The sequence below is a fragment of the Desulfobacter latus genome (genome assembly GCF_013389365.1).
Taxonomy (GTDB): Bacteria; Desulfobacterota; Desulfobacteria; order Desulfobacterales; family Desulfobacteraceae; genus Desulfobacter; species Desulfobacter latus.
Genome location: NZ_JACADJ010000145.1, coordinates 1 through 2,542, shown reverse-complemented (window position 1 = coordinate 2,542; position 2,542 = coordinate 1). Strand labels below are relative to the sequence as shown.

General features: G+C 35.2%; 2 protein-coding genes. Both read right to left on the bottom strand.

The window, feature by feature from the left end; genetic code table 11:
- Positions 1–175: 175 nt before the first annotated feature.
- A complete protein-coding gene (locus tag HXW94_RS18535) occupies positions 176–1,609 on the bottom strand; it encodes a radical SAM protein (RefSeq protein ID WP_178368373.1) in 1,434 nt (477 codons plus the stop codon).
- 47 nt (positions 1,610–1,656) lie between these two features.
- The coding region (locus HXW94_RS18530) for a glycosyltransferase (protein ID WP_218576815.1) at positions 1,657–2,542 on the bottom strand (886 nt) is incomplete at its 5' end.

Sequence of the window (2,542 nt, the reverse complement as noted above, 5' to 3'; positions counted from 1 at the left end):
TTAGGGCATAGTGGAAGCTTTTCGTTAAAAACATACAATGCTAAGCGTACTTTAACTGCCTGATTTTTAAGTATTTAATTCCTGCTTAAAGAATTATTCAGTCGGCCGGGAAAATGGGAATGCGCCCAATGAATGTGTAGCTAATTTTCTAATCTCACATGAATGCCGTTTTACCTCAATTCGCTTCTAACTCTGTAAAATCAGATAAGATTATCAATCCTTTTTGAGAAGGAAGTGATTTAATAAGATCGATAAATTCCGGATAATCCTGATGACTAGAAACATAAACCCTACGCTTTTTTAATTGCTCGGTCGTGTAAGTGCCCCAGTCATGCATCTTTTGAAAATGTACAGACTGAGCATTGACATGCTTGGCAAGTTTAAGAAATTCAGACATTTCTCTGAAATTATAATCTTGAACCACAAAACAGAGCCTAAAGTGTTTGATGGCACCTTGTTGAACCAATTCTCCGATGAAACCCAAGTTGGGCAGCAGATCCTTAAACTCTCCACCGCGTCTTACAATCCTATATGTTTCAGCCCGTGCAGCATCGACTGAAATATTGATAGTATCAATCATTCCATGCAGATTTTTAAATTTGTCCCATTCCGAACGGCACAATAAAAGCCCATTTGTCATTAATGTTACTTTAAGATTCGGAAAATCAATTTTGTTTATGGAAGAGAGTAAATGCCTGAAGGATCTGCTTGCAAAAGGGTCGCCAGAACCAGTGACCTCTATACGCTTTATTTCAGGTAATACCTCCAATACATGTTTCGTGATTTTTTCTACTTTCTCAAGTTCTTTACCTTTTGCTACGAACTTAGTAGTTCTGCAACTTGGACAAGAAAGGTTGCAGGTTCTGTCATAAGAAAGATTTAACAGTTTAGGTGGTGGAAGTTGAACCGGTAATTGATCCGCGCTTATGAATCTTTTAGGGCGATGCTCCCTTGGAGGGAAAAGCTCGTCAAGGATGTGACCGCATGATAATTTTCCACAGAATCGATAATCTCCATTCACAGCAGAATTGCGTATCTCATTGGCTAAGTTGGATTGCCATATTTGTGATAAAGGTTCGGCTAAGGCATTACCAATTGAAGTACGTAGCCAAACACTGCAGCACTGAAATACAGAACCATCAGGTAAAAGATGAAGATCATCCCATAGTAATTTACAAACTTTTCCCTGCATTTCCAGGCCAGGGTTTTCAGATATTTTCCCGATTCGGTGATAATACCGGGCACGGCAGAGGCTATCTTGTACTCGGAGATCATTAGGATAACGTTCAAAAAGTTTTTCACCAAGAGCTATTGCCGTTTCAAACCTGCCCAATGCCATCAGCAATTCCGCTAAAACCAAATTTTTAGACAGCCTGTGCGATGGTGCTTTAATTAAAATGTTATCAGGAATGATATCAGCTTTAAATTTTTGTTGATGAAATGCCTGAAGCACCTCTGGTCTGATAGACTGAATTTTTGGTGTAAATAAAACATGGGCGTGGAACACAAAAAGAGGTGCAAATCTGAAATTTAAAGGCAACACACTGTTTATTGTTTTGATTATCCAATTTTTATTTTTGATTATTCTATTTTTAATAGAGTGTTTCATATTTTCAATCTTTTGCGGGATCTATAAATTCGCATATGCATGGTGTTTTACGCCTTACGCAAATATACCTCTTGAAGAGTAGTTTTGAAATTATTTAACATAGTTTCTGAAGAAAATTCATTGACTTTCTCAAACGAGTGATAGGACATTTTCCTGTATAATTCTTGATCATTTACCAAAATTTGGATAGCGTTAACTAATGAATCCAAATCATTTTCAATTAAAAAACCGCATTTCTGGTCATCAATTATTAAATCAACAGCTTTTGATGATTTCGTTGAGATAATAGGCAACCCAAGTGCCATTCCTTCAAGAAGCACATTTGGAAAACCCTCCCAAAAAGAAGTAAGAACGAGCAAGTCGCATTGTTTGATATATGGATATGGATTTTCATGCCAGCCTAAAAAAGTAACTTTATCTTCGACATCTAATTTTAAGGATAATTTTTTTAATTTATTAAAATTCTCTCCTTCACCAAGGAGAAATAAGTTAATCTCTTTTTTCAGATTCAACTTGCTTATGGCCTTAATCAGCAGACTTTGGTTTTTTACATAAGTAAGTCTTCCCAAATGAATAATATTAAATGAATTTTTGTTCTTAAATTTTTGATCCATAGAAAATTTTTCTAAAGACTTATTTCTGACATACTCAATATCGACGCCATTATAAATCAATACAATATTTTTTTGGGGAATTTTAAAAACAGATGCTGCCTCTACCGCTTCATCATCGGTCACTGCAATATATCTATCTGAGTATAAATATATTTTTTTTAGTATAAATTCATAAAGTATAGGAAATGGAAGCGTGCCTATTTCATTTACTATGCGATTTCTTGCACCGGTCAATAGAGGGGACTTTAAATTAAATATTTTTTTTGAAAGTAAAGAAATTACATTTGAGTTAATTAAAAAGCTTAGAACAATGTCCGGC

Bases quoted from the DNA above. Each gene is read 5' to 3' on its own strand.
- HXW94_RS18535 (WP_178368373.1), bottom strand. From the start codon at position 1,609: ATGAAACACTCTATTAAAAATAGAATAATCAAAAATAAAAATTGGATA.